Here is a 26,195-nt window from a genome sequence, read left to right as displayed (position 1 = left end):
ACAGGCGGAATGCCGTGCTCGCCCGGCGTTCGATCCCTCCACGCATTCAAGGCACGTTGCACATACCTATTGATACTGGAGCACCCTTATGACCCTCACCACCTCTTCCTCCTCCCGTGCGGCCGAGATCCTGTCCCGCCCCGTCACGCTGAACGGCCTGACCGTCCCGAACCGCATCGTGATGGCGCCGATGACGCGCATGTTCTCCCCGGGCGGCGTCCCGGGGGAGGACGTGCGCTCGTACTACGCCCGCCGTGCCGCCGCGGGTGTGGGCCTGATCGTCACCGAGGGGACCTACGTCGGCCACGACTCGGCCGGGTCCAGTGACCGTGTGCCTCGGTTCTACGGTGAGGAGCAGCTGGCTGGGTGGGCGAAGGTCGCCGAGGCCGTTCACGCGGCGGGTGGCACGATCGTGCCGCAGCTGTGGCACATCGGCATGGTGCGCAAGCAGGGCGAGGCCCCCTACGCCGACGCCCCCGCCGTCGGCCCCTCCGGCATCCGCGTCGACGGCACCGAGAACGCCGGCAAGGCGATGACCCGGCGCGATCTGGACGATGTCATCGGCGCCTTCGCCGAGGCCGCCGCGGCCGCCGAGCGCGTCGGCTTCGACGGCGTCGAACTGCACGGCGCCCACGGCTACCTCCTCGACCAGTTCCTGTGGGCGGGCACGAACCGACGTACCGACGCCTACGGCGGCGACCGGGTGGCCCGTACGAAGTTCGCGGCCGAGATCGTGGCCGCGGTCCGCGAGACCGTCTCGCCCGACTTCCCGGTGATCTTCCGTTACTCGCAGTGGAAGCAGGAGGCCTACGACGCGAGGCTCGCCGAGACCCCGGAGGAGCTGGAGGCGATCCTGGCCCCGCTCGCCGCGGCCGGCGTCGACGCCTTCCACGCCTCCACCCGCCGCTACTGGCTCCCGGAGTTCGAAGGCTCGGACCTGAACCTGGCGGGCTGGACCAAGAAGCTCACCGGCAGGCCCTCCATCACCGTCGGCTCGGTCGGCCTCGACGGCGACTTCATCCGCGCGTTCGCGGGCGAGGGCGCCGAGGTCGGCAGCATCGACAACCTCCTCGACCGCCTGGAGCGCGACGAGTTCGACATGGTGGCCGTCGGCCGCGCCCTGCTCCAGGACCCGGAGTGGGCGGCGAAGGTCCTGGGGGGCCGGATTGAGGAGCTGAAGCCGTACGACGCGGCGGCGCTGAAGACGCTGAGCTAAGGCATGCTGAGAAGTTGCTCGTGTACTGGGTGGGCCGTCCGGGGAAGTCGCGGGCGGCCATCCATATGGTGAGGTCGCGGCGATCTGGACCGGACCGGAAACCGGGGGAGATGGGCGGCATTGGGCGGGCGGGTCGCGGCGTAGCGCTCGCTCTGTGCCGCCTTCCGTACTTGCGCGCCCGATCTCCTGCGCTGGCAAGCGGCGTTACGTGGAAAGGCGCTGGTCCGATCGCGCCCAGCGAGTGAGAATCCTGTGGTGCGCCACGCCTACGAGGATGCCGAACTCGTCATGGGCCCGTGTCCAACACCCCTCGCGAGGGGTGGAAGTCCCCGCGACGCGGTGATCACCGTTGGGGATCAGGGGACGAGGGCCGGTGTCGGCTGCGGTACGCCCCCGGAGGCATGCCCTCCCATCGCGTGAACGCGCGGACCAGAGCCGTCGCACCGCTCAGGCCGACGAGGGGAGCGATCCGGTCCAAGGGCAGGGCCGTGGTCTCCAGCAGCCGCCTGGCACGGTCGTGGCGGGCGGAGTCGAGGAGCGCGCGCCACGACGTGCCCTCCGCGTGCAGGGCTCTGCGCAGGGTCCGGACACTGAGGTTGAGTTCCTTGGCGGGGCCGTCGGGGCCAACGTCCTCGAGGGCGGTGTGCTCCAGCCACTGCGTTACGCGCTCTGCGGCGGTCGTGGCCGTGGACAGCTGGTGCAGGAGCCGGTCGGCATAGGCCCGGTGCAGCATGTTGAGCGCTGGATCGTAGAGGGGCCGGCGCCGGTCGAGGTCCTCATTGGAGATCGTGATCGCGTTCTCCGGGGCGCCGAAGGTGACCGGGCAGCCGAGCACTCGAGCGTAGGGCTCCGCCGGGCCCACACGGCTGTGCGCGAACGACACGGCCAGGGGCGTCCAGTCGTCACCGGCGATCCAACGGGCCGCCCGCACCATGCTGGCGACGACCGCCTCCACCTGCTGGGGGTGCATTGCCGCCGGGGCGACGGTCGGCCGGTACCGGACCTGGCTGACGCCGCTGCGGCGGTGCAGGGTCACCGTGCCTGCCTGGCTCACCAGCGGGTGGTAGCGCTCCGCTGCCTGCGCGGCGTCCGCAAGGCTGGCGCAGGTGAGGACGAGGTGACCCAGGATGTGCAGGCTTTCCGGCCGGATGCGATCCCCGACGAGGAGACCGGTGTGCGGGCCTGCACCCTGGGCGCCGAGCACCATGTCCCACAGCGCGCGCATCTCGGTGAATTGCAGCCGATCCGTCGGCAAGGCCCAGGAAGGGGACTCGTCGGTGCCCTCTGCTTTGGCGCTCAGGACTGCGAGGGCGTAACAAGCGGTGACGGAGGGCGACTCGAAGCTGGACACGGATGCCAGTGAAGGCGGGCACACCACTCCCGTCAACCGGCACCGCCGGCGCACGGCCGCCGGGAGACGGTTCGAAGAGTCAACGGGTTGGCCGCCGGAGTGCATGACGGGGCCACGGGCCGTCCCTAGGGTCGGTCTTCTGACACCGAGGGACAGGAATCCACGTGCCGCCGGGGATCGTGTCGCCCTGGTCATCACCACCCAGAGGAGCGCCGCAGTGATTCTCTTCCTGCTGCCCGCAGGCGACTACGACCCGACCGAGGCGGCGGTTCCGTGGGCCGCACTGCGGGACGCCGGCTTCGAGGTGCGGTTCGCAACACCCGGCGGCAAGGCCGCGTTCGCCGACCGCAGACTCACGGACGTCGGCTTCTCCTTGCTTTCGCCCTGGTTGATGACCCGCCGTGCCGAACTCGCCGCGTACCGACGGCTCACGGAGGACCCCTGGTTCCTCGCTCCCTCGTCCTATGCGGATGTCGATGCGGCCGACCTCTCGGGGCTGTTCGTACCCGGGGGCCACGCTGAGGGGATGCGTACTCTGCTCGAGGACAGCACCGCCCAGCAGCTGTTCGCCCAGGTCTTCACTCAGGGGCTGCCGGTGGGAGCCGTGTGCCACGGGGTGCTGCTGGCCGCCCGAGCCAAGGATCCTGCCACCGGACGCTCGGTCCTCTACGGGCGGCGGACGACGGCTCTGACCTCCTTGCTGGAATTGACCGGGTGGAACCTCACCCGGTTCTGGCTGGGTCGCTACTACCGCACGTATCGCACGACCGTCCAGCAGGAGGTCACCGCGGCCCTCGCCGACCGGAGCCACTTTCTCGCAGGCCCTCCGCTGCCGATTCGTGACACCGCCGCCAGGCCGGGACGCGGCTTCACGGTCAAGGACGGCAACTACGTCTCCGCACGATGGCCCGGCGACTGCCACCGTCTGGCGGCCGAGTATCTGGCCCTTGTTCGTGCCCATGACGCAGGAGTGGCGCGCCACTCGGGTTGAGCCTGCGCGACCCGGCTCCCGGCACAGTGCGCCTCTACGAGTGCAAGGCGGCCAACCACTCGCTACTGACCTCCGACCCGGGTTGCGAGGGCCAGCAACCCCTCGGCCCGGTCGGATACGTGTACACCAAGGCGGTGCCGGGCTCAGTACCCCTCCACCGGTGCTACATGCCGTCGGCCTTCGACCACTTCGTCTCCAACCGCGGCGATTGCGAAGGGCCCTATACGAGGGAGGGACTGCTCGACTACGCGATGGCAATGATCAAACCGTAGAGACGGGCCGTGGAAAGCTCTGCACGCAGTCAGTGTGCAGAGCCCCGCTCCTGCCGAACATCAGGCCAGTGCCTCCTGCTCGACGAGCAAATCGGGAGCTCGCCAGGGGCCTCCGGTCGCCGGGTGAGCTCCTGGCCCAGCGTGTCCATCAGAGCGACCAGGACGGGTCGTCCCGGATGAGGCCGCGGTCGATCTCAGCTTCGACGTCTTGAGGCGTCACAGTTCCTGGTCGGGCCAGCCGAGAAGGCGGGCGCAGACGACGGCGGTCTGGAGGGTGTATCGCTGGGCGGGGTCGCCCGGGTCTGCTCCGGTCAGGCGGTGGATGTGGTCGAGGCAGTACGCGTCCCTCACCCGCTGATCGGCCCGGTCGAGCTGGACTGCCAGGTCCTGCTCGCCCCGGAGGGAGACCAGCGCGTTGTCCGGTACACCCCGCCCGTCGGCAGCGACACCGCCGAACGCCTAGCCCTCCTCAAGGTCGTCGGCACCGGCCAGTTCACCGTGTCCGTCTGACGGGCAGCACGCCGGGGCATGTGGCACGTCCCGGTCGGCACAGCCATCCGACTCCGGCTTCGGAATGGAAGGCGGACGCTATCCCCGGTCGAGTTCTGGCGCCTGTGTGCCAGCCTCTGTCAGTAGGGCAAGCACCCCGCCTATCTGCTCTCGCACATGCGGATCGGCGATGAGTCCGTCCGCGCCGACCATCTGAGAGGCCACCGGAATCCTGGCGCAGGCCGATTCCACGATGGCAGCGCCGGTGTAGCCGAGCACGAGGCGCAGCGTGGCCTCCGCACCCTGACCACGCCCGGGGGAGGCGGAATTCACCCAGGCCACGGGCTTGTCGCAGATCTCGGTTCCGCCGACCGTCCAGTCCAGCAGGTTCTTGAACGAGCCGGGCAGAGTGCCCGCGTACTCCGGAGTACAGATCAACACCGCAGCCGCCTCCCCGATCACCGCCCGTAGCTCGACCACGGGAGCGGGTAGCGGATCGTTGTCGTCGTCGGGATTGAAGTGCGGAAGCGCAGCCAATCCCTCGTAAACGACGGTGCGCACCTTCGAGGGGGCTACTGCTTGCGCAGTGCTCAGCACCGCCCCGTTGGAGGAACCGGCCCGCAGGCTTCCGGACAGCATGAGGATCAGAGGCAGCGTAGACACCCCGTCACCCTAACGACCCCTGGTCATGTCACCTTCTGTGGATGTCGGTTCGACCCCAGTTGGGGAGTCACGCGCCGCGCGTCTTCGTGATCGAGGTGGAGGACGACCCGCCGGCACGGAGACGATCTGACCCGGTCACCCTCGTCCGTCGAAGCTTCCGCCCGGTGAACCGGCAGAGGACCACACCTCCTCAAAGGGTGCTTTCCGATGCAGGGCAGCTCATCAACGCACGTTCCACGAAGAGAGCTTCCCACCCGACTGGGGGGCGGGTCCGGGGCTGCCTCCCTGACAATTCCCGTGCGCTTCTCCTCTGCCTGTGGCGGCCGCGAGTCCCTCGACCCGATTCCTTTCCTCCCCGGCTGGTCGCGGAATGCAGTGCGGACACCGCGATCGACCGCCGGGCGTGGCAGCACCCGCTGCGCTGTGTCCTGACCCTGGCCCTGACGATTCGGAGTCAGGCTGCGCCAGAATCCGCGCCGATGCCGGCCGCAGAAGTTGTGGAAGAACCGGAGCTTTCGACGACACCGGGCCCCCGTCGCGGGCGTGTCGGCGTACACAGGAAGGTGCTCAGCCGCCTTCGAGGCGGAGGACATCGCGATCCGTCGCCTGCGCCTGAATCCGTGCCTTGGGGTGGAACCAGATCGATGTGTGGCCTCCCGCCGCCGCTGCCGTGCGGGTCGGCGGCCCCAGCGGCCACGCTGTCCGGCTGCACCCGCGGTGATCCGGTCGTCAGCCGCGGAACGCGGATCTTCTCCGGAACTGCCTCGGACTGGGTGCCGTTCACTGTCCGGGCGTAACCCGACAGCACCCGGCTGCCGCCGTCCGCGCTCAGATGGAGCTTGGTGACGAAGCCACCGCGAGCGGCGAGCGCCTCAGCTCCCGCCCCACCTCCGCCGGGCGGTCGACCAGCTCCGCCCGGATTCGAGCGGATCCGACCGCCTGAAGTGAGCCCCATTCGACTGAGGGAGGCGGAGCCTATCGCGATGATGGCGGTGCGGGTGTGAGCGCCCGTGCGGGAGGTGCGGTGGGGGCAGAGGAGGTGCTGTCGGCCAGGCACGTCAGCGATATGACAATCGGCGCCTGAAGGCCCTGTGCCGACTCTCCTGGGAAGCTGGCCATGACCGTCCAATTGCTCTTCATGAGGGTGAGCGTCTTGCTGCCCATGTCGGGACCGGTCCGCCAGCCATGCTCGGAACGGGCTCGCGTGAAGGCCGCCTTCAGGGCGGCGTCCACCGTCTCCGGCGCATGCCGTCCCGAGAGCCGTTCGAAGCACTTGCCCAGAACGTTCGAGGGTTCCCTCTCCACCGTGATGCCCTCGGCCGCCAGTACCGACGTCATCTCCGATACCACCGTGTCAGCGGGCAGCGGCGGACCCGAGAAACGCGGGGGCAGTGGGCCGAGGTCCCGCAGCGGATGGGCGCAGGCCGTCGCCATCGCCGTCATCAGTGCCGCCATGACCAGGTACGCCAAGACTGTGGGCTTCCGTCGCCGTCGCACGATGATGTCCGTCCTGTCTGTTCCTGCACGGGCCGCCAGTCTCCCATCCCGCCGAAGCGCCCACTTACGCCCTCAGGGCGTGGTATCGCGATTGCCCAGGCCTGGACGCCGATGAGAACGGTTTGTGGCGTCAGGGAGTCGGGCGGACGGTGTTCATCGACGTTCGAGTCCGAGACTGACTACGCGGCCGACGCCGGCCAACGGCTCTCACGGAGCAGGACGACAGGGCCCCCACGGCCGGAGGGCAGGCGCCGATCGGCGCGTGATCCGGTTGGGATGCGCGACGGCTGGCGGATGATCCCGTGAGTGAGGGCCGTGAGGATGGCCGATATGAATCCCGAACTCGAAGTATTCATCCCGCTGCTCCCCGAAGAAGACCTGAGCGACCCGGTCACCTCACGCAAGAACTATGCCGAGCGTGCCGCGGCGGTGCCCGCGCCGGACACCACGGGTATGGAGGTCGAGGACCGCACGGTGCCCGCCGATCCCGACGTGGCGGTGCGGGTCTACCGCCCGCACGGTGCACAGGGCGCCATCGTCTGGCTGCACGGCGGCGCGTTCGTCATGGGGGATCTGGACAGCGAGCACCAATGGGCCACCCGGCTCGCAGCGGGCTCGGGCGCGGTGGTGGTATCGGTGGGCTACCGCCTGGCCCCCGAGCACCGTTTCCCGGCCGCCCTGGACGACGCCTACGCCGTACTGACCTGGGCGGCCGAGCACGCCGCCGAACTCGGCGTCGACCCGGACCGGATCGCGGTCGGAGGGCACAGCGCCGGCGCGAACCTCGCGGCCGCGGTGGCGTTGCGGGCACGTGATGAGCGGGGCCCGGCCATCCGCTTCCAGCTGCTCAACGAGGCCTCCCTCGACGACCGCCAGGAGACGTGGTCGGCGCGGAACTTCACCGACACGCCATGGTTCCACCGCGACAAGATCGCCGCGTCCTGGCGGCATTATCTGGGCTCCCAGCCCGCCACGCCGTACGCCGCCCCCGCCCGGGCGGCCGACCTGTCCGGGCTGCCGGCCGCCTACATCGCCACCGCGGAGTTCGACCCGAACCGCGACGAGGACATCACCTACGCGCTGCGCCTGCTGCAGGCGGGCGTGTCGGTCGAGCTCCACCAGTGGCCCGGCACCTTCCACGGGTCGCAGGCCATCCTCTCCGCCGAGATCTCGCAGCGGCAGATCGCCGCCCTCGCAGCGACCCTGCGCCGCGCGCTGGCCGCATGAGGTCACAGCAGGCCTCCCACCGACGGTGACGAGTGGCCCCTGCCGAACGACACCGTCGGTGGGAGGCCCGGGGGATACGGCCATCGGCTCGACTACGGGCCGGGTCGCGACGAGATTGACGAAGACGGGAGGGCGATGACCACCACTGATCTTGCCAAGACAAGGGAACAGTACGCACCACCACCGGATGCCGATTCCGCGACGGGACAGAGCCTTACGGTGCTGCTGCGCCCTTACGGATGGAGTTTCGCCGCCGTCGTCATCCTGCAGGTCATCGGCGCTGTCGCAGGTCTGGCGCCGCTGCTGGCGGTCGTCGAATTGGGTCGCACTCTGCTCTCGCCCGGCCCGATCGATCACGATCGCGTCTGGATCGTCGTGATCGCGGGTGCGGCCGGCATGTTCTTCCGGCTGCTGTTCACGGCCGCGTCGTCAGGAATCGGGCATGTTCTCGATGGCCGGGTGCAACTGACGTTTCGCCGGCAACTGGCCGCGCAGCTGGGGCGCGTACCGATCGGCTGGTTCTCCCGGCGCCGGACCGGCGAGCTGGCCAAGGTGGTGGGGGAGGACGTCAGTGCCGTACATCCCTTCATCGCCCACACCCCCGGCGAGCTCGTCTCCGCCTTCGTGGTCCCGCTGGTGTCGCTGATCTACCTGTTCACCATCGACTGGAGGCTCACACTGATCACGCTGGTACCGGTGGTGCTGGCAGTGGCGCTGGTCCCGTTGATGATGACCCCGACCCGGCTGCGCGAGCAGGAGGAGTTCGACGCGGCCATGGGAGGGATCTCGAGTTCCGTCGTCGAGTTCGTGCAAGGCATCGCGGTGGTCAAGGCGTTCGGCGGATCGGGGCGCGCCCACCGCCGGTTCCTCACGGCGGCGGACGATTTCGTCGGCACCTTTCACCGGTGGGTGCGCGGCATCTCCCCGATCGCCGCGGGAATGCAGCTTGTGCTGTCACCGCCGTTCGTGCTCCTCGTCGTGCTGTTCGGCGGTGCAGTCCTGCTCACGAACGGTGACCTGACACCGGCCGACCTGCTGCCCTTCCTGCTGCTCGGACTGGGCCTGACCGCTCCGGTGGCGGCTCTCGGCCACGGCTTCGACGAGATACAGGCCGCCCGGCGCGCGGTCGGCCGGATCCGGGACGTACTCGACGTGCCGTCGCTACCGGAGCCCCCGCACCCGGTCGCACCGCAGGGACACCGGGTCGAACTGCACGGGGTCCGCTTCGGCTACGACGACGGACGCGAGGTGCTGCGCGGCATCGACCTGGTCCTCGAACCCGGGACGGTCACCGCGCTGGTTGGGCCCTCGGGAAGCGGAAAGTCCACGCTGGTTCAGCTGTTGCCGCGGTTCTTCGACCCGGCCCGAGGTTCGGTTGTCCTCGGCGGTGTCGATCTGCGCGAACTCGAAAGCCGGGAGCTCTACCGGATGGTCTCCTTCGTCTTCCAGGACGTTCGCCTGCTGCGCGCCTCGATAGCGGACAACATCGCGCTGGCGGTACCGCATGCCGACCTCGACGACGTGATCCGCGCCGCCCGGCTGGCGAACGTTCACGATCGAATTCTCGAGCTGCCCCGCGGATACGAGTCGGTGATCGGTGAGGATGCCGGACTGTCGGGTGGCGAGGAACAGCGGATCTCGCTCGCACGCGCACTGCTGGCCGAGACCCCTGTTCTGGTACTCGACGAGGCGACCGCCTTCGCCGACCCGCAGACCGAACAGGCCGTGCGCCGGGCCCTGGCGACGCTGGAGGGTGATCGGACCATTCTGGTCATCGCCCATCGCCTGGAGACGATCGCCGACGCCGACACCGTCGTGATGCTGGACGACGGGCTGATCGTCGAGCGCGGCAGCCCGGCCGAACTGCTGGCAGGCGACGGGAAGTTCGCCGCGTTCTGGCGGTCGCACCTGTCAGCGGGCAACAACGGGATCGATCCGGAGTGGGAGGAGCGGCCGTGACGACGAATGGCCTGGTCGATCCGGTGGAGATGTACCTCCGGACCATTTTCGAGCTGGAAGAGGAGGGAGTGGTGCCACTTCGGGCCCGGATCGCCGAAAGAGTTCGGCAGAGCGCGCCGACCGTCTCGCAGACCGTGGCGCGGATGCAGCGCAACGGTCTGGTGCGGGTAGCTGACGACCGGCGTCTGGTGATGACGGAGCCGGGCCGCCGACGGGCCATGCGGGTGATGCGCAAGCACCGCCTGGCCGAGTGCCTCTTGGCGGACGTGATCGGCCTTCGATGGGAGGACGTTCATGTCGAGGCTTCCCGATGGCAGCACGTGATGTCCGACGCGGTGGAGAGCCGGTTGACGGAAATCCTCGGCCACCCCGCCATGTGCCCGCACGGCAGCCCCATTCCCACCGGGGAGGAGTGTGGCACTGGCCTTGCCTCCGTCCTCACCCTGACGGACGCCGCGACCGCCACGGAGAGCACGGTGATGGTCGTCCGGATCGGTGAACTGCTTCAGAGCGATCCCTCGGTCCTGCTGCGCCTGAAGCGCGCCGGGGTACGGCCCGATCACGCGGTCGCAGTCATGGCTACCGAGAACGGCGTGAAAGTGACCGGGGACGAGCGGGCGACGATCCCCCACGAACTCAGTGACCACATCTTCGTGGAGATGCCTGGTGGCTTTCCGCAAGGAGGCGAACCCCGATGATTCGCATGCTGCTGCGCGTCCTTGGCCACGAGTATGCCCGGCCGATGCTCCGCACCGTGGCCCTGATGGCGACGACCGCGATCGCCGAGGGTCTGTCCTACGCCCTGCTGGTTCCCGTACTGCGGGCCCTGTTCGGCGACGCGCCCGCCGATGCCTGGCCCTGGCTGCTCGGGTTCGGGGCCGCGGTCGCGGCCTACGCCGCGCTGCGCTATGCCGGCGATCTGTCCGGCTTCCAGGTCGGGACCACGCTCCTGCGCGGCACGTACCACCGGCTCGGCAATCATCTGGCCCGACTGCCCCTCGGCTGGTACGGCGTCGGTCGCGTCGGTGAGGTGTCCGCCCTGGCCAGTCGCGGCGTCCTTCAGGCGATGAGCGTGATAGCGCACCTCCTGGCACCCCTCATCTCCGCCTGTGTGACTCCCCTGACGATCGCTGCCGTGATACTCGCCCTCGATTGGCGGATGGGGTTGGCCGCCTTGGCTGCCGTGCCGGTCGTGGCGACGATTCACACCTGGGCGGGACGCTCGATGGCCGCCGACGATGCGGAGCGCGCTGAACGCGACCACGAGGCCACCGGGCGGGTCATCGAATATCTCCGGGCCCAGCCGGTGCTGCGCGCCGGCGGCCGGACTGCCGAACGCTTCCGGTTGCTCGACGACTCGCTGCGGGAAGTCCAGCGCGCCTCCCGCCGCTCCACGCTGTCGGCACTGCCCAGCGCAGTGGGCTTGACGCTCACGGTGCAAGCGATGTTCACCGTATTGCTGGCCCTGGGCGCCTACCTCGCGCTCGGCGGGAATGTCGATACGGCGGAGGTTTTGACGATCCTGGTGCTGGCCGCCCGCTGCGCGGATCCGCTGCTGTCGCTGGCGGACATCGGTGGCAAACTCCGCGGCGCGCGTTCGGTGCTGGCGGGCCTCGACACGGTATTGCGTACCGAGCCGCTGCCGGAGGCTGCCGAGCCGGTCCAGCCGCTACGCCATGACCTGGAGTTCGAGTCCGTCACCTTCCGGCACGGCGACCGCACGGTGATCGACAACGTGTCGTTGTCCGTGCCGGAGGGGCAGCGGCTTGCCGTCGTCGGACCGTCGGGTGCCGGCAAGAGCACATTGCTGCAGTTGCTCGCCAGGTTCTACGACGTCGACTCGGGCGGGGTCCGCGTAGGAGGTGTGGACGTGCGCGCGATCAATACGGAGGTGTTGATGGCGCAGATCGCCATCGTCTTCCAGGATGTCTATCTCTTCGACGGCACGATCGAGGAGAACGTCCGTCTGGGCCGTCCCGACGCCGACGAAGCAGAGGTACGGGCGGCAGCGACCGCGGCGCGGTTGGACGAGGTGATCGAGCGGCTGCCCGGCGGATGGGCGACGAATGTCGGCGAGGGCGGCGCACTGCTGTCGGGTGGTGAACGCCAGCGTGTCTCGATCGCGCGAGCGCTGCTGAAGAACGCGCCCATCGTGCTGCTGGACGAGGTGACCTCCGCCCTGGACCCGGTGAACGAGGCGGCCGTCCACAAGGGCATCGAGCGGCTGATGGCGGGCCGCACGGTTGTGATGATCGCGCACCGGATGCGGACCGTCCAACGCGCCGATCGCGTCGTCTTCCTGGACGGCGGCCGGATCGTGGAGGCAGGCAGCCACGACGAGTTGTTGCGCCGCGGTGGCCGCTACGCCGATTTCTGGGCAATTTCCATGGCCCCGTCAGCGAGTGAATGAGTAGGTCTCCCGACCGAGGCCCGTGGAGGCGCTGGTGACCAGCGCCGTGCGCCGCGTCGGGGAGGCCCCCCATGCGGACGCCCCGAGGCGGTTGGGGGCCGGAGAAGCGGCTCTACCGGTACGCCGACTGCGGCCCCGCTCCGCGCAATCGACAAGGTCGGCCGGGCCAAAGGCGGCCCGCTGCACGGCATTGGCCGTCCTCGTACGCCGTACCCGTCAGCCCGGTGGGCCAATGGCGTGAACGGTGCCGCACCGGCCACGCATGGGCTCTTTCTCCGCAGCTGACACCAACGTTCAATCATTAAGGAGAACTCATGTCCTCGACTGTGACGACGACGAGCACCGCACCACCCGTGGACCAGCCACGCCGGCCCGGGCTGGTGCTGTTCATGGTCTGCGTCGCGATCTTCATGCTGATGCTCGACGCGACCGTCGTCTCCGCCGCGCTCGCCGACATCCGCTCACACTTCGACGCCTCCATCGATGGGTTGCAGTGGGTCATCGACGCCTACTCGATCCCGTTGGCCGGCGTCCTGCTGACCTTCGCCACGCTCGGCGACCGGTTCGGGCGCCGGCGGATGTTCGTCATCGGCATGAGCGTGTTCACCGCGGCATCGTTGGCGTTGGCGTTCGCGGGCACCATCGTGCTCCTCGACATCTTGCGCGCGGTGCAAGGCGTCGGCGCCGCCATGCTGTTCGCCACCGCGCTGCCGCTGCTGTCGGTCGCGTTCCCCGAGACGGCGGCCCGGGCGAAGGCGATCGGCATCTACGGCGCCGTGATGGCGGGCGCGACCGTCGCCGGCCCGGTCATCGGCGGCGCGCTCGTCACCCACTTCGGCTGGCGCTCGATCTTCACCATCAACGTGCCGATCGGCATCGCCATCATCGTGCTGGCCGCGCTGAAGATGCCCGAGTCGGCGAGTACCCCGGACCGCCGCTCCGACTGGCTGGGCGCGCTGCTGCTCACCGGCGGCCTCGTGGCCGGCGTGTTCGCCCTGACCCGGAGCAACGCGCTCGGCTGGTCGTCGGGGACGGTCATCGGCTTGATCGTCACCGCAGTCGTTCTGCTGGTCGCCTTCCTGGCCTGGCAGGTGCGGGCAAAGAACCCGCTGTTCGACATCTCGATGGCGAAGAAGCCCGGGTTCTCCGGCACCGCGATCGTGTCGGTCGCGCATATGGCCACGCTGATGGCCGCGTCCAACTACCTCGCGCTGTTCCTCATCGGCACGCTCGGCTACACGCCGTTGGAGATGGGCCTGCGGCTGGTGCCGATCAGCGTCGGCGCGATGATCGCAGCGCCACTGACCGCGATCTTCGCCAGACGCGTGTCGATCGCGGTCTCGCTGCCGGTCACCATGTCGCTGGTCACCGCGGGCATGTACCTGATGGGCAACTTCGGCTACGACAGCGACTGGACCCACTTCCTGCCGGGCATGCTCGTCGGCGGTCTCGGTATCGGCGCGCTCACCGCGGTCAACCAGGCCGCGTCGTTGACCTTCGCCTCGCAGGAGAACGCAGGCATGGCCAGTGCCACGTTCGGCACCCTGCGGCAGGTCGGCATGGCCATGGGCGTCGCCGGGCTCGGCGCGATGTTCAGCCACGTCGGCGAGGACAAGGCGGAGTCCGGGCTTGCGGCCGTCCCCGGGTCCGGCGCGGTGCCGCAGGACTTGAAGGACCGGTTCGTCGAAGGGATAGGGTCCGGGGCCGGCCACCAGGTGGTCGAGGCGGTGCCGTCGCAATTCCACGACAGCGTGCCCGCGCTGACCCAGGTCGCCGACACCGCGTCGATCGACGCGATGAACGCCCTGGCCAACCTGGGCGCGGTCATCGGCGCGGTCTCCGTGGTCCTCGCCCTGATCGCCTTCGCGGTCGACCGCCGCCGGGTCGGCAAGGCCAGCGAGCAGGCACGGGAGCCGGAGCCGGAGCCGGTGTGATCTCGGGCTCGACACCACTCCCGCCGAAGTACGTGGCAGGAGTGGTCCCGAGCACCGCGCCGCGGGACGGGGTGCCGCTGTTGTCCGTCGAGGTCGACAACTCCCATGAGACCGCTCAGGACCGAACAACTGGAGAAGTACGGCCGCTTCTTCCGGCTGACGATGAAGGGCACCGACGGCAAGGAGCGCGCGATGTGGCGCACCCGCTGGATGGTCCTGGGATCAACTCGCCGAGATGTGGGCGTATGACGCCGCAGAAGGCAGGATGCGACATGGCCGTGCGGGCTTGCTTGATCTTCACATCTCAAGAACCCGCGCGGCCGTCGTCATGTCACGGCCTGCGATCAATCGCGGTGGCCGCAGGTTCAGGGACCGACGTACTCGAAGACCCCGCCGTACGGGTGCCGCAGCACGGCGCGGTGGCCATTCGGTGTGGGGGAGGTAGCAACCATCACCTCGGCGCCTGCAGCCACCGCCTCCTTCACCGCTGCGTCCAGGTCTGCGACCGCCAGGGTGGCCGCCACGCCGGCAACCCGCTGCGCGGCCTCGTCCGGACCGCTGAACAGCAGGAAGGGGCCGACGCTTGCCAGGGTGACCCCGGCGAAGGCGAAACGGGATGCGGTGCTTCCGGTCAGTTTCTCGTAGAAGGGCACAGCCGCGTTCAGGTCCTCGACGCGCTGCCGCACGACCACTGATTCGATAGCCATGACCGACATCATCACACCATCGCATCGTCCGGCCTGACTTGGGTGCTGTCCGTGCTCGTGTACATCGACTCTGCGCCGACCAGGGTGCTGCTCGACGAGGTGACGACTGCTGTCGCGACCTGCGTACGAAATCAATCGCGGGTCAGCCCGTTACGACTGGGGCGACGTGGGCGGACGAAGGTGTCGAGCGCGCCCACGGCCGCACGGATATGGGCCGGGCCGCGACGCAAACGCTCTCCCGCGCACCACCAGGACAGCTGCCCGTCCGCATCCCGCGGATGCATGCCCAGGACATGCTCGGCACACTGCGGCCACGCCTGCCGCAGCCGCTCGGTGACGGTCTCCTGCGCGGCATCGGCGACGATCGCCAGCGCAGAGACAGGATCGTCCGCCGAGGCCGGGTACAGGTAATTGCCGTGCCACTCGCCGTTGGCCAGAGCGACGTAGACGTTCTCCGGCTCGTCCGCATCGTATGGCGGAAGGGCCAGCAGTTGCAGGGGTTCCTGCTCGGGAAGGGTCACCGCCAGGTCCCGGTTGAGGAGGGCGAGAGCCCGGTCCCACACGGGGTACTCGCCCGGCGAGACGCGACGGGGCTCGGGGCGGTCGAAATGAGCGCGCATGGGCACCATCCTCCGACACGCAGCAACAGCCCCAAATCGCACCCCACGTCGTTAGAGGTGACAGCGGTCTCCTGCACCTGACAGCGGTCTCCACCCCTGTGCTGCGTCAGGCGCCGCCGCCGCTGATTCCGGGGGCGACGAAGCGCCGGTGCAGGGGGAAGAACTGCGGCGCGGGGTCGCTCTGCACGCCCATTTCGCCCTTGAGTACGGGTGCGATCCTCTCGGCGATGAACCGGTTGAAGTGGTCCTCCGACTCCCAGATGTCCAGGACGTTGAGGCCGTTGGACACGAACCACGCGGCGTGCAGCACGCACCCGTCCGGAGAGTCCTCTTCCCAGCGCACCCTCTCACGCACCGCGTCGTAGAGGTCGGGTGTGAGCTCGGGCCAGGAAAATGTCATCACGACTGCCATGGGAACGTCCCTCTCACTCACCTGCACGCTTCGCGACCGGTTGGCACGCCGCTTTCCATGACGACGCCAAGTGGCTGACGCCACCGGGGCATGTCGGCGCGCCCATCCGCGGACACAGGGTCTGGTTGAAGCTCGCGCCGACTCCCGTACGCGCCGCATCGCGCTTGGGCTGGCGCATCTACCGTCCATGTCCGTTGCCGGGCCCGCTCTTTGCCTGCGCCGTGGTCTCCGCTATGGTTGCAAGTAAGTACTTACTTGCAACCAGAGGGGTGGGCCGTGGACAGTCGTACGCGCGTCGTGGCGGAGGCCATGCGGCTCTTCGGTGAGCAGGGCTACGCCAAGACGACGATCGCCGAGATCGAACGCGCCGCAGGGCTCTCGCCTGGGTCCGGTGCCCTCTACCGGCACTTCCGCTCGAAGGAGGAGCTGCTGGCCGAGGGTGTGCGCTCGAAGGTCGCGGACAACGCCGGGCTGCTCGCGCTCCTCACGGACATGCAGGCCGTGGCCGCGCTGCCGTTGCGCGAGCGTCTGGCGACACTGGCTCGTGCCGGCCTGCGGCGTCTGGAGGAGGAGCGCGACCTCAACCGGATCGTGCTACGCGACCTGGCAACCTTTCCTGCGCTGCTGGAAGAGGTCCGTAAGGGCGAGATGCGCCGTATCCACACCGCGGTGGCGCAGTGGCTGCGGATGCAGGCCGGCCACGAGGAGAGGGACTGGGACGCCCTCGCCGTGGTGCTCGTGGGGGCGGTCTCGCACTTCTGGCTGCTACGGGACGTGTTCGACACCCATCCCAGCGGACTCGATGAGGACCGTTTGGTGGCAGCCTTCGTGGACTTCGCCGAAGATGCCCTCCAACAGCCCGGCTCCTGAGCGGTGCCAGCACAACCGATCAACCAACACAGATGACCGGAGTGACTCGATGAACATCGCATTGTGGACCGCGCAAGGCCTGCTGGCCGCCGTCTTCCTGGGCTCGGGCTTCCTGAAGTCGACGCAGACGAAGGAGAAGATGATTGCCACGGGCCAGACCGGCGTCGCACCCTTCTCCCTGCCGGCGATCCGTGTGGTCGCGGCACTGGAGATCGTGGCGGCTCTCGGGCTCATCGCTCCCCGACTGACTGGCATAGCCCCGGTCCTCACGCCGTTGGCTGCCGTCGGCCTCGCCGTGGTCATGATCGGTGCGGCTGTCGCGCACTGGAGCCTTCGGGAGTACAAGCAGGTTTTCGGCGCCAACATGCTCCTCCTGCTCGTCTGCCTCTTCGTCGCCTTCGGCAGGTTCTGAGCGCCGGCACTCCCGCAGACGCTCCGGGCAAGGACCAGCCTTGGCTCCCCTCCCATTGGGGGGAGCCGGAGCGACCCTCGGGAAATCCACACCGCGGCTCTCGAGACTCGGGCCCCAGCGCTCCACTTAGCCGAACAGAGCGCTTGAGGTGATCTGGATGGTACGGGTGACTCGCCGACGTGCCGGGTCATCGCGAGAAGCCGGCCGGGGCCTGAAGGTCCAGGCAGGCGGATGTCGCTCAGCGGGCTGAGGTCAGCGAAACGAGTCGATGTTCTCGCGTACCCAGTCGTCGTAGGTGCGCAGGGGACGGCCGATGATGTCTTGCACGGACGGCCGCTGGTCGAGGGTCCACTGAACGAGTTCGGCGAATCGGGCGCCGTACTCTTCAAGGGCGTACAGCGTCACGTCGATCGCACCCTCCGGCCAGCCAAGGCGTTGCCAGATCGCCCGGCTCTCGTCCGGTGCCAGCTCGACCGTATCCATGTGGCGGTTGAGAGCGGCGCTGATGCTCCGTACGCGTGAACGTGTGCTCAGCGGCGGGCCCACCGCCTCGATGATCCTCCCGATGCAGCCATCACCGATCAGAGCGGCAGTCGCTACGGCGGCGAGGTCCTCTTCATGGATGAAGGGGTAGTGACCCCGGTTGAGGAAAGCCTCTCGGACCACGCCATCGGCGCGGACGGTGTCGGGCCAGTCCGACCCTGTCGCCGGGTAGGTCCCCTCGATGACGGAACCCATCACGGCCGACGGCCGGATGTGCGTCCAGGCGATGCCCGAGCGTTCCACCGCCTTCTCGATCGCCAGCCAGAACCAGGTCTCCGGTGGATTCGCCTCCTCGTACTCCGGCCCATGCGACGACAACAGGACGATCTTCCTGGCGGCGGCGTCCCTCGCCAGGGTCAGGGCGTCCTGGACCGTCGACGGATGGGCGCCTGCGAGGAACACGGCCTCTACGGCGTCGAAGGCCCGAGCGCACTCCAGCGGCCGGGTGATGGAACCTTCGACGACTTCGACCGTGTCGGGCCAGCCGTCGCACTGGTCCGGCTCGGCGATCACCCGAACATGCCGACCCAGGGCGAGCAGTTGTCGTGCCAGGCACCGGCCGACGATCCCGGTCGGGCTGTTGCCTTCATCCTTACGCGGGCTGACGACGGTCAGCAGGTAGACGCCTTCGGTCTTGGGCGCCGTCTCGTTCCGCTCGAACCTGTCCACAGCAAGACCCTTTCAACGCGTTGACGTGGATCTTGCACCTGGTCCGGGCATCGGACGGCCTCTGCCGTACCCCATGGCCGCGGGACCACGGCTGCGGATCGAGGTCGAAAACCCTACCAGGAGAAGCGAAAGGCCCGCAGCAGGCCACGGCGTCGGGGCATCCAGGGCACGGCCGCGGACGGCACCAGTTACTACATGAGCGGTACCTGCCCGACGGCTCTGTCTGCGCGACGCCTCAGGGCAACGCCACCGCCAACGGCACCCTGATCACCGTGTGGACCTGCACCGGATCGGAGACCCAGCGGTGGAAGTGCGAGCACGGTCTGATCGTCCACAAGGCGAGCGGCAGGTGCATCACCCTCGAGGCCAACGGCGCGAACACCAACGGCGCGCTGCTGACCCTGTGGACCCAGGGCAGCCCCTCCTGACGTCCAGGACTGGGTGGTGAAGGGCTTCTGGTCCCGCACCGCTCCGACAACGACGGAAGGGGCCGGCCCGTATCCGTGTCGGCCCCTCTCCTGCCAGCTGCGTCAGCGCTCCCCGGCCTCGTCCCACCGCACGCCGCCGATCCGGCGCATGCTCCGGACCTCGGCCGGCCGCCCCAGGTAATTCACGGGCGGTGCGCCCGCCATCCGTCCTATCGTGTTCCGCTGCCGTCCATGCCGAGACGGCCCGACGAGAGAGGCCGCGGAGTGCCGGACGTGTACAAGGTCATGCTGGATGCCGAGCTGAGCAAGGCGTTCGACGTGTGGTCCGGCTATCTGGACGCCGACACGGGTGAGGACCCACAAGTCCGTGCTCGGCTGCGCTCCATGCTGGAGTCGGCCCGCACGGCCTACTCCGAGGGAGATCGCGCGTCCGCACACGCCCTGGTGGAGGGCATGTACGACGACGCCCGGGAAGCCGGCCTTCTCTGGGCTCCCTTGCCGCCTCGCCCCTGCGAGGCCGACGGGCAGGCGCGCGACTACGCCAAGGACGAACTGCGGCAGATGCTCCCTGTTCACCAGCGCGAGGACCTCGAGAGCGTCGCGATCTACCTGAGGGTCACGGGCCGCCGCCTCCAGACCGCCCCCGGCCTCGATGACGCCACCCGCCAGGACATCCTCTACGTCACCGCCCGCGCCGGGATGGCCCTCGACCTCGCCCACCTGACAGCGGCGCGACGCGAACTCGAGCGCCTGAAGACGATTGCGCGACGCTGGGGCGTGGAGCCCTGAGAGCCGAGTCTCAGGGCCGGTCTGTCCGGTGCTCACCTTCAATCCGTTGGCCGGCCTGAGCGAACCAGTCGCCCGCTGACTCCGGCGCGTCCCCCAGGGCCAACTTCGACCTGCACGACATCACCGCTGTCCTGGCCCACCGCTGCACCGCAGCCACGTCATCGGCCACGTCGAACAGTTCCCGAGCCGTCTGCTGCGCCTCCCGAACCCAGTCAGCGAAAGGATCTTCGGCCAGGACCGCGGCCAACCTCTCGCGGGCCGCCGTCGCGTCGCCGACCAGCCCAGCGGCCACCCCGGCGTTGAAGCTGTCCCACAAAAAGCCAGGTCGAGCCGGTCGGGACAGCAGGCAGCGAGCCACAGCGGTCAGGTCGGCGAACCGGTCCCTGATTCCGGCCACCTGCTCTTCAGCAGTGCCGGCGAGCACGGAGGCCACGGAAGCGAACTGCACCTCGTCGCGGAACGGTTCCGACCCTCGGGATCGCTCGACGAAGTCGAACGTCACATGTCCGACGTCCTGCCACAGCCACATCACTCCGACCGTCAGCCCGCTGCCCTGGCTCCACTGCGGCGACGGGAACTCGACGACGCCAAGCCACCATCCGTGATCGTCGAGCCAGAGCCGCGATCGGCCCCGTTGGCGGAGGCCGAGAGGACGGAGTCGTTCCCGAGCTGCCGCGGCGACCAGTCGTGACGCAGGAGAGAGAGCTGCCATGCCCAGCATTCTCGTCCACCCGCACATGGGCATCGGCGCCGATCCGCAGGTTGTTCAAAGACGAGCGAAGTGAGGCGAAAAGCAGCACCGGCCGTTTTCAAGGCTCTGTCCGCAGTTCCGTGAATCCGCAGGTCAGGGTCGGGAACGGCGGATCGTTTTCGGCAAGGTGTTTCGTGCCGTGGCGAGCAAGACGGTCGAGGATGTGCTGTTTCCCGGAACCGGTGTGCGAGTGGAGCGCGTGACCGACTCCTGTGACGCCTTGGTGGTGGAGGCGGTGTCCACCTGTCGGCCGGGCCTGTGCCCGGACTGCCGGAAGCATGGCAAGACGCGTGCACAGCTCGTACCAACGTGCCCTGGATGAGCATCCGTTGGGCTACCGGCGGGTCGTGGTCCGGCTCCGGGTGCGACGGTACTTCTGCGACCGCAGGAGCTGTTGCCGCCGAACGTTCGTCGAGCGGATCGCCGGTCTACTCCTCCGGTCCCGGATTCTCAACCAGCCATGATCTGCACGGAGTCGCGGACAGAGCCGTTTCCTAGGTTTTCGCGGATGCTGCAATTCGGCCGTGGCTGGTGGTTTCGTCTCACTGACGGCTGATTGCCCGTGAGATGCCGGCGGTGACGGTTGTGGCGAGGACCCAGCCGGCAGCGGTCAGCCCGTAGGCAAGCCATTGTCCGATGCCTCGTGGTGCGAAAGCCGCCTCCTGCCCGAAGGTGATAATGGGGATCAGCAGGTCGAGCGTGTAGAAGACAGCGTTGAACGGCGGTGCCTTTCCCGCTTCGAGCGGTGCGGGGGAATGGACTGCGAAGAAGATCGCACCACAGGCGAGGAGAGCCATGAGCCAGAGGCCGGCGCGCAGAGGCCGGTAGCCGTAGCCGACGGTCGTGTCCTGGACGTAACCCCAGACGCGGACGTGCGGTGGAAGCGTAGCTCGCCGATGGCGTTGCTTGGCCAGCAGCACCGTGCGTGCTTCGTCCTCGTGTCCGAGCCGCCGGTACGCGGCTGCGAGCTGTTCGTACGGCTGCGGGACGTAGCCGTCGGTGCCGCGCCGGAGCCAGTCGAGCCGTTCGGCCGCTGCCAGGGGGGATGCGAGGGCGTCGTAAGTGGTCTCGGCCAGCCGGATGTCTGCCGGCCAGGTGTCCGGGGTGTCATACAGGGTGCCCAGATGGGCGTTGCGCGCATCGACGGTGCCGTCGATCGGCCGCTGGGTACGCAGATCTGTCTCCCGGGCCTGGGTCATCCGCAGGGACAAGGCGGTCTCGCCAGGATGTGTGAGCGTGGTGTCGCGGAAGCTGAGCTGCGTGCCGATGTTGCTGCCGTCAAGCTGGATGCCGCCGTTGACGGTGAGGCCCCGCCCGAGGTCGAAATTGCGGGTGACATGAACGTCGACAGCCTCCAGCGCGACGTCGTCGGCGTTGTTGAGAACGGCGCCGCAGAAGCCGATCGCGGCCGAGACCACGGCACCGGACAGGATGATCCGCCCCTCCGCTCTGAAGCCCGGGTGGAAGGTGAAGTCCTCGGTGATCCGGACATGGTAGGCGTCCAGTGCGTTGCCGTCGGGATTGCTCAGGGAGGCGCCCTCCAGGTCGAACTCGCCGTCGATGGAGGCACCGGATACGCGGAATCCTCCCTGGACAGCCAGGTTGGTGCACAGCACGTCGCCGCCCACGGCGACATGGACCGCGGATATCGCCTCGGACCCCGGTGCCGTGACCACGGTGTCGCGGAGGTCCAGGTCACCGTGGATCTCGGCGCGGTTCAGTATGAGGGGTCCGGTCAGGTGGCATCGGGACAGCACCAGTCGGCCCTCGATCTGGGCCATGTCGGCGGCAAGACCCGGCAGGGAGCTTCCGGGGAGGACCAATTCGCGGAGCCTGGCGCCCTGTAGCAGGGGTACTTCGTCGAACCGGCAATCGGCCAGGACAACCGGCACGGCGATCTCGGCGAATCGCAGGTCCAGGCTGCCTGCGATGCGGGCGCCGGTGAGGCGGAGTGCCGGGCGGTCACCCGGGGCGGGATCGGCGCCGGCACCCAGCAACAGCGCCTCAATGACGTCGGCCCGTATCGCGGATTCCGCCGATGACGTGCCGTCGCGGACATCGACGGCAGTGCCCTGTGTGAAGGAGTTCCACAACAGACGTTCAGCAGCACCAAGTTCATCAAGACGCATGATTGACGATCATGTCGGTGCGGACCCACCCAGGACAAGACCTGACAGCCGACCTTGCAGACGAGGCAGCCACGGGTACGCCTGCGCGGGGCATGTCCCTTCACGCAACCGCGGACAGAGCCGTTTTCAAAGATCCTCATCACGCATACGCGCGGCTGGCCCCCGCCCCGCGCCCGCGGGGGGCGCTCAGCCCGGCCAGGTGAGGAAGCCTCCGACGATGGTGCCGTAGGCGAGGTGCGCGGCGAGGGTGACGGTGGGTGTGCCGGGGCCGTAGTTGAGCATGAGGAAGCCGGGTGGTTCCAGCAACGCGACGCGGGGGGCGCTGGTTTCGGGTGTGCCCATGCGCGGGTGGACGAGGGGCAGCAGGATGTTGACCAGCGCGGTGGCGGCGAACAGGCCGTGGGCGAGGCCGAAGACGCATCCCAGCCACCAGCTGCTGTAGCCGATGGCGGCGAAGACCGCGTAGTAGATCAGGGCGAAGAGCTGGCCGTTGACGAAGTGTGCGCCGTAGCCGAGGGCCTTGGCACGGGTCCGGTTGCTGGTGAAAGCGGTGCCGAGCAGGAACGGCAGGTCGATGCGGGTGAGGTTGAAGGCGTTGGCTGCCCGCAAGCCCGTGGTCAGGACCAGGGTACCGGCGAACCCGCCCGCCAGAGCGGCCCAGATGCTCATCGAGTGGCCTCCCCGACGGCGCAGGCGGCGCTGATCAGAGCGAGGTGGGACAGGCCCTGGGGCAGGTTGCCGAGGAAGGCGCTCGTGGTGGGGTCGGTCTCCTCGCTGTAGAGACCAACGTCGTTGCCGAGAGTCACGAGCTGGTCCATGAGGGACACGGCTTCCTCTGTGCGGCCGCACCGGGCGAGGGCTTCGACAAGCCAGAAGGAGCAGGCGAGAAAGGCGCCCTCGGCGCCGACGATGCCGTCGGCGCCGAGGTACCGGCTGACGTAGGGGCCGTCCTGCAAGGTCCGCTGGATGGCGGCGACGGTTGCGTACATGCGGGGGTCGCCGGGCGGCAGATAGCCGTGGAGCAGACCGAGGAGGAGCCCGGCGTCCATGTCGTCGCTGTCGGCGGAGCGTACGTAGCTGTTGCGGTGGGGGCTGAAGCAGCGGGTGTCGACGAAGTCGGCGATGGCCTGTCGTTCGCGCCGCCACAAGGGCGCGTGGCAGTCGGGGATCAGGTGGCGTGCGGCGAGGTCGAGGGCGCGGTCGAGGGTGACCCAGCACATCATCTTTGACTGGGTGAAGTGTTGGGGTGTGCTGCGGACCTCCCAGATCCCCGCGTCCGCCTGCTGCCATGTGGCGCAGATGAAATCGGCGGTCTGGGCCAGTCGGCGGGCGATGTCGGCGTCGAGCCGGTGGCCTGCTGTGGTGTAGAGCCAGGCGGTCTGCAGGAGTTCCCCGTAGGTGTCGAGCTGCAGCTGGCCCGCGGCAGCGTTGCCGACGCGCACGGGCGCCGAGCCTCGGTAGCCCGGCAGGGGCAGGATCTGCTCGGTTGCGCGGGTGCCGCCGTTGAGGCGGTACAGCACATTCAGGCGGGGGTGGGTGAGCTGGGAGGCGTGCATGAGCCACCAGAAGTAGCTGGTGGCCTCCGGCGCGCATCCCAGTTTCAGGAAGGCGTCCAGGGTGAAGGCGGAGTCCCTGATCCAGCTGAAGCGGTAGTCCCAGTTCCTCTCCCCGCCCAGCTCCTCGGGCAGGGAGGTGGTCGCGGCTGCGGCGACCGCGCCCGAGGGGGCGAACACCAGCAGTTTCAGGGCGAGGGCGCTGCGCAGGACCGCCTCGCGCCACGGTCCGGTGTAGGTGCGGTCCTCGCTCCATCGGCGCCAAGTGGCGACGGTGTGGTCCAGGCGCGCCTCGCACTCCGTACGGGTGGGCAGGACCAGCGGCTCCTGATGTGCGTACGCGAGCGCGACCATGCCCCGCGTACCGGCATCGGCCCGGAACCGGGCGGTGACCGAGTCGTCCGTGCCCTGCGGCTTTCCCGCGTCCCAGGCGCAGATCGCGACGGCATCGGGACCGCAGGCCGCCACCGGGATCCCGGAACGCCGCGTCATGTGCGGTGCGCGCGTGCCGTACGCGAATCGCGGCTGGACGCTCCAGCGCATGGGAACGCTGCCGGAGACGCCCTCGATCCGCCGGACCAGTTCCCGCCCGGGCGTCAGGGAGACGTTGTCGGAGAGGGTCAGCGCATCGGTCAGCCGGACCGTGCCGTGAGCGGTGGTGAAGGTCGTCTCCAGCACGTTGGTGCCGGGCAGGTAGCGGCGGCCCGCGGTGTACGGCACGTCGGGCTGGAGAAGGAACCGGCCGCCGCGGACGGAGTCGAGCACGGCGGCGAACAGGCTGGGCGAGTCCAGGTCAGGCCAGGCCAGCCAGTCCACCGAACCGTCGAGGGCGATGAGCGCGGCGGAGCGACCGTCCCCGATCACCGCATAGTCCCGCAGCTGCGCGTACCCGTCGGCGCGTACCGGCTGCGTCGCGTCCGGCGCCTTGGATGTGCGGTGCGATGCGGGAGGCGTGGCTGTCACCTTCAGGACCACCTTCTTCGTGCTGTCACCCAGTCGGGTCGGGGCGGTCGAGAAGGTCGCTCAGCGGGATGTCGGGGTCGGCGAGCCTCGTGGCGTCGACCGGGTGCCCGGAGGTCACCAGGGCGCGAATCGGGTCGGTGACGTCCCAGACGTTGACGTTCATGCCGGCCAGCACCCGGCCCTCGGAGAGCCAGAAGGCGATGAATTCGCGGGACTCCCTCCGTCCGCGGAAGACCACCTGGTCGTAGCCGCCGGGTTCGACGTAGCCGGTGTACTCCATGCCCAGGTCGTACTGGTCGGTGAAGAAGTACGGAACTCGGTCGTAGGCCACGTCCTGGCCGAGCATCGCCTTGGCCGCGACCTGCGGCTGGTTGACGGCGTTGGCCCAGTGCTCGACACGGATGTGCTTGCCGAGCAGTGGGTGGAAGGCGTTGGCGACGTCGCCCGCGGCGTAGATGTCCGGGTGCGAGGTACGCAAGTGGGCGTCGACGCGAATGCCGTTGTCGACCTCCAGGCCGGCGGCGTCGGCAAGCTGGGTGTTGGGGGTGATGCCGACTCCGACGATGACCGCGTCGGCGGTGACGCGGCGGCCGTCGGTCAGCAGCACACCGCTCGACCGTCCGCTGTTCCCCGTGATCTCGGCGACCTGGACACCGAAGCGCAGGTCGACCCCGTGATCGGTGTGCAGGTCGGCAAAGATCTGGGAGGCCTCGCGGCCCAGCACGCGCAGCAGCGGCAGCTCCGCCATCTCCAGCACGGTGACCTCCACGCCGGCCGCGCGGGCGGCAGCCGCGGTCTCCAGCCCGATCCAGCCGGCGCCGATCACCACGATGCGGGACGCGGACTCGAAGGATTCCTTGATGCGGTCACTGTCGGCGAGTCGGCGCAGGTAGAGCACTCCGTCGAGGTCGGCTCCGGTCACGGTCAGGCGACGCGGTGAGGAGCCGGTGGCCAGGAGCAGCTTCGCGTAGCCGATGGGGCTGCCGTCATCGAGCGTCACCTCGTGTCCGGACGGGTCGATGGCGGTGACCGGGGCGCCCACGCGCAGGTCGACGTCGTGCTCGGCGTACCACTCGGGGGGATGGACGTAGACGGTGTCACGGTCGGCCTTGCCCAGCAGGTAGCCCTTCGACAGCGGCGGTCGTTCGTAGGGGCGCTCGCTTTCCTCTCCGAGCAGCACGATCGGGCCGTCGAAGCCCTCCTCCCGGAGGGTCTGCGCTGCCTTCGCACCGGCCAGGCTGGCTCCGACGATCACGAATGCTGTGTTCGCGGCCATGTTCTCTCCTCTGCTGCGTCGGCTCGGCCCGCCGGCGGATGGCGGGCGCTCGGCGATCCGCTCC

Annotated in this window: 25 protein-coding genes and 1 pseudogene; 13 read left to right on the top strand and 13 right to left on the bottom strand. The window is 68.9% G+C overall.

Annotation, left to right across the window (positions count from 1 at the left end; translation table 11 throughout):
* Positions 1 to 88: 88 nt before the first annotated feature.
* The gene (locus tag ACZ5VC_RS26610) at positions 89 to 1,216 is read left to right on the top strand and encodes an NADH:flavin oxidoreductase (protein WP_469122526.1); all 1,128 of its coding nucleotides are present in this window, start codon (positions 89 to 91) and stop codon (positions 1,214 to 1,216) included.
* A gap of 343 nt (positions 1,217 to 1,559) precedes the next feature.
* Here the strand turns inward: ACZ5VC_RS26610 and ACZ5VC_RS26605 are convergent, their stop codons facing one another.
* A complete protein-coding gene (locus ACZ5VC_RS26605) occupies positions 1,560 to 2,567 on the bottom strand; it encodes an AraC family transcriptional regulator (protein WP_469122525.1) in 1,008 nt (335 codons plus the stop codon).
* 217 nt (positions 2,568 to 2,784) lie between these two features.
* Between ACZ5VC_RS26605 and ACZ5VC_RS26600 the strand changes: the two genes are divergently transcribed.
* Positions 2,785 to 3,558: a type 1 glutamine amidotransferase domain-containing protein gene (locus ACZ5VC_RS26600; protein ID WP_469122524.1), complete on the top strand. Its 774-nt coding sequence runs from the start codon at positions 2,785 to 2,787 to the stop codon at positions 3,556 to 3,558.
* 488 nt (positions 3,559 to 4,046) lie between these two features.
* Here ACZ5VC_RS26600 and ACZ5VC_RS26595 read toward each other — a convergent pair.
* Positions 4,047 to 4,169: pseudogene (locus ACZ5VC_RS26595) on the bottom strand (PucR family transcriptional regulator); the annotation flags it as partial.
* Between ACZ5VC_RS26595 and ACZ5VC_RS26590 the strand changes: the two are divergent.
* On the top strand, positions 4,149 to 4,340 hold the full coding sequence (locus ACZ5VC_RS26590; protein WP_469122523.1) for an MmyB family transcriptional regulator: 192 nt from the start codon (positions 4,149 to 4,151) through the stop codon (positions 4,338 to 4,340). The pseudogene ACZ5VC_RS26595 and the gene ACZ5VC_RS26590 overlap by 21 nt on opposite strands.
* Before the next feature lie 78 nt (positions 4,341 to 4,418).
* On the opposite strand, the gene ACZ5VC_RS26585 is transcribed toward ACZ5VC_RS26590, so the two are convergent.
* Together ACZ5VC_RS26585 and ACZ5VC_RS26580 are read right to left on the bottom strand one after the other, a co-directional pair.
* Positions 4,419 to 4,982 carry an NADPH-dependent FMN reductase gene (locus tag ACZ5VC_RS26585; RefSeq protein ID WP_469122522.1) on the bottom strand — a complete coding sequence of 188 codons (564 nt, stop codon included), beginning with the start codon at positions 4,980 to 4,982 and terminating at the stop codon, positions 4,419 to 4,421.
* Between the two features lie 975 nt (positions 4,983 to 5,957).
* Entirely contained in the window at positions 5,958 to 6,452 is a 495-nt protein-coding gene (locus tag ACZ5VC_RS26580; protein ID WP_469122521.1) for a hypothetical protein, read from the bottom strand.
* Between the two features lie 357 nt (positions 6,453 to 6,809).
* On the opposite strand from ACZ5VC_RS26580, the gene ACZ5VC_RS26575 reads away from it, so the two are divergent.
* The 6 genes from ACZ5VC_RS26575 to ACZ5VC_RS26550 all read left to right on the top strand — a co-directional run bounded on the left by ACZ5VC_RS26575 (position 6,810) and on the right by ACZ5VC_RS26550 (position 14,258).
* On the top strand, positions 6,810 to 7,706 hold the full coding sequence (locus tag ACZ5VC_RS26575) for an alpha/beta hydrolase (protein ID WP_469122520.1): 897 nt from the start codon (positions 6,810 to 6,812) through the stop codon (positions 7,704 to 7,706).
* Positions 7,707 to 7,841: 135 nt separating this feature from the next.
* Positions 7,842 to 9,665 (top strand): ABC transporter ATP-binding protein, encoded by a 1,824-nt coding sequence (locus tag ACZ5VC_RS26570; protein WP_469122519.1) that lies wholly within the window; start codon positions 7,842 to 7,844, stop codon positions 9,663 to 9,665.
* A gap of 29 nt (positions 9,666 to 9,694) precedes the next feature.
* On the top strand, positions 9,695 to 10,363 hold the full coding sequence (locus ACZ5VC_RS26565) for a metal-dependent transcriptional regulator (RefSeq protein WP_469122720.1): 669 nt from the start codon (positions 9,695 to 9,697) through the stop codon (positions 10,361 to 10,363).
* Entirely contained in the window at positions 10,360 to 12,075 is a 1,716-nt protein-coding gene (locus tag ACZ5VC_RS26560) for an ABC transporter ATP-binding protein (protein ID WP_469122518.1), read from the top strand. The genes ACZ5VC_RS26565 and ACZ5VC_RS26560 overlap by 4 nt, the downstream gene beginning before the upstream one ends.
* A gap of 314 nt (positions 12,076 to 12,389) precedes the next feature.
* A complete protein-coding gene (locus tag ACZ5VC_RS26555; protein WP_469122517.1) occupies positions 12,390 to 14,009 on the top strand; it encodes an MFS transporter in 1,620 nt (539 codons plus the stop codon).
* Between the two features lie 105 nt (positions 14,010 to 14,114).
* Entirely contained in the window at positions 14,115 to 14,258 is a 144-nt protein-coding gene (locus ACZ5VC_RS26550; RefSeq protein WP_469122516.1) for a hypothetical protein, read from the top strand.
* Between the two features lie 116 nt (positions 14,259 to 14,374).
* On the opposite strand, the gene ACZ5VC_RS26545 is transcribed toward ACZ5VC_RS26550, so the two are convergent.
* From ACZ5VC_RS26545 to ACZ5VC_RS26535, 3 genes are all read right to left on the bottom strand, one after another.
* The gene (locus tag ACZ5VC_RS26545; protein WP_469122515.1) at positions 14,375 to 14,716 is read right to left on the bottom strand and encodes a VOC family protein; all 342 of its coding nucleotides are present in this window, start codon (positions 14,714 to 14,716) and stop codon (positions 14,375 to 14,377) included.
* 131 nt (positions 14,717 to 14,847) lie between these two features.
* Positions 14,848 to 15,336, bottom strand: coding sequence for a hypothetical protein (locus tag ACZ5VC_RS26540; protein WP_469122514.1), 489 nt, complete (start codon positions 15,334 to 15,336; stop codon positions 14,848 to 14,850).
* 106 nt (positions 15,337 to 15,442) lie between these two features.
* Complete coding sequence (locus tag ACZ5VC_RS26535) at positions 15,443 to 15,748, bottom strand: hypothetical protein (RefSeq protein ID WP_469122513.1); 306 nt, start codon at positions 15,746 to 15,748, stop codon at positions 15,443 to 15,445.
* Between the two features lie 276 nt (positions 15,749 to 16,024).
* Between ACZ5VC_RS26535 and ACZ5VC_RS26530 the strand changes: the two genes are divergently transcribed.
* On the top strand, positions 16,025 to 16,618 hold the full coding sequence (locus ACZ5VC_RS26530) for a TetR/AcrR family transcriptional regulator (RefSeq protein WP_469122512.1): 594 nt from the start codon (positions 16,025 to 16,027) through the stop codon (positions 16,616 to 16,618).
* A 49-nt stretch (positions 16,619 to 16,667) separates the two neighbouring features.
* Positions 16,668 to 17,030, top strand: coding sequence for a DoxX family protein (locus ACZ5VC_RS26525; protein ID WP_469122511.1), 363 nt, complete (start codon positions 16,668 to 16,670; stop codon positions 17,028 to 17,030).
* 252 nt (positions 17,031 to 17,282) lie between these two features.
* Here the strand turns inward: ACZ5VC_RS26525 and ACZ5VC_RS26520 are convergent, their stop codons facing one another.
* Positions 17,283 to 18,242, bottom strand: a complete 960-nt coding sequence (locus ACZ5VC_RS26520) for an SDR family oxidoreductase (RefSeq protein ID WP_469122510.1) — start codon at positions 18,240 to 18,242, stop codon at positions 17,283 to 17,285.
* A gap of 20 nt (positions 18,243 to 18,262) precedes the next feature.
* Here ACZ5VC_RS26520 and ACZ5VC_RS26515 point away from each other — a divergent pair, with 20 nt between their 5' ends.
* The gene (locus ACZ5VC_RS26515) at positions 18,263 to 18,670 is read left to right on the top strand and encodes a ricin-type beta-trefoil lectin domain protein (RefSeq protein ID WP_469122509.1); all 408 of its coding nucleotides are present in this window, start codon (positions 18,263 to 18,265) and stop codon (positions 18,668 to 18,670) included.
* Positions 18,671 to 18,901: 231 nt separating this feature from the next.
* On the top strand, positions 18,902 to 19,459 hold the full coding sequence (locus ACZ5VC_RS26510) for a hypothetical protein (RefSeq protein WP_469122508.1): 558 nt from the start codon (positions 18,902 to 18,904) through the stop codon (positions 19,457 to 19,459).
* 10 nt (positions 19,460 to 19,469) lie between these two features.
* Here ACZ5VC_RS26510 and ACZ5VC_RS26505 read toward each other — a convergent pair whose 3' ends face one another.
* The 5 genes from ACZ5VC_RS26505 to ACZ5VC_RS26485 all read right to left on the bottom strand — a co-directional run bounded on the left by ACZ5VC_RS26505 (position 19,470) and on the right by ACZ5VC_RS26485 (position 26,131).
* Positions 19,470 to 20,171, bottom strand: a complete 702-nt coding sequence (locus ACZ5VC_RS26505) for a hypothetical protein (RefSeq protein ID WP_469122507.1) — start codon at positions 20,169 to 20,171, stop codon at positions 19,470 to 19,472.
* A gap of 581 nt (positions 20,172 to 20,752) precedes the next feature.
* The gene (locus ACZ5VC_RS26500; protein ID WP_469122506.1) at positions 20,753 to 22,339 is read right to left on the bottom strand and encodes an oxidoreductase; all 1,587 of its coding nucleotides are present in this window, start codon (positions 22,337 to 22,339) and stop codon (positions 20,753 to 20,755) included.
* Between the two features lie 186 nt (positions 22,340 to 22,525).
* Positions 22,526 to 23,008: a hypothetical protein gene (locus ACZ5VC_RS26495; RefSeq protein ID WP_469122505.1), complete on the bottom strand. Its 483-nt coding sequence runs from the start codon at positions 23,006 to 23,008 to the stop codon at positions 22,526 to 22,528.
* Positions 23,005 to 24,855 (bottom strand): glycoside hydrolase family 15 protein, encoded by a 1,851-nt coding sequence (locus ACZ5VC_RS26490; RefSeq protein WP_469122504.1) that lies wholly within the window; start codon positions 24,853 to 24,855, stop codon positions 23,005 to 23,007. Before ACZ5VC_RS26490 ends, ACZ5VC_RS26495 begins: the two co-directional genes overlap by 4 nt.
* A 25-nt stretch (positions 24,856 to 24,880) precedes the next feature.
* Positions 24,881 to 26,131, bottom strand: coding sequence for an NAD(P)/FAD-dependent oxidoreductase (locus tag ACZ5VC_RS26485; RefSeq protein WP_469122503.1), 1,251 nt, complete (start codon positions 26,129 to 26,131; stop codon positions 24,881 to 24,883).
* Positions 26,132 to 26,195: the final 64 nt, after the last annotated feature.

The sequence above is a fragment of the Streptomyces sp. NPDC033174 genome (genome assembly GCF_055577795.1).
The sequence above is the reverse complement of the archived record's forward strand: the minus strand, read 5'-3'. Positions and strand labels throughout refer to the sequence as shown.